The sequence below is a fragment of the Bartonella sp. CM120XJJH genome, from assembly GCF_042194715.1.
Lineage (GTDB): Bacteria > Pseudomonadota > Alphaproteobacteria > Rhizobiales > Rhizobiaceae > Bartonella.
Genome location: NZ_JBHINE010000161.1, coordinates 1 through 545 on the forward strand (window position 1 = coordinate 1; position 545 = coordinate 545).

Genomic DNA, 545 nt, shown 5'->3' on the forward strand with positions numbered 1-545 from the left:
AATAAATACCAATCATATCTATGCCTTGAGAATCCTATCAAAAAACTTTTGAAGGCACCGCTTTTATAGGAAAATTTTTCTACAAAAAAATTAAAAGACAATATGCATGAAAACAACCCAAATGAACTATTCTCTCTCAGTAAAAGAAAAAAGTGCCAAGATAAAGATTGATACACTCAAAAACACCTACGAATTTGAGGGATTTTTTCCTCACCCAAGTCTCAACATCTCAAAACAATATGCGTGGGGGATTTTCAAACAAAAAGTTTAACACACTCTCATAGACAATGTAACATTATAAGGAATGTAACAATGCCAAAAGCAAAAGAAAAAACAAAAGGAATTCCCTCACCCCATAATTATATCTATCTTGGTACCCAAATTCTCAAAAATAGATATGGAGAAACAGATTTAAAACGCTTTCTGGAAAAATGCTCACATGATAGGCAAAAAGCCATGATCAATCTGCGTGCAGAACCCCTGCCAGAATATTTTAATTCAACTTATCTATGCCATATCCACCAACAATTGTTTAAAAATACCTT

At 32.7% G+C, this 545-nt stretch carries 1 pseudogene; it reads left to right on the forward strand.

The annotated features are described in order from the left end of the window. Positions 1-312: 312 nt before the first annotated feature. Positions 313-545 (forward strand): annotated as a pseudogene (locus ACFIKU_RS10360) (adenosine monophosphate-protein transferase); the annotation flags it as partial.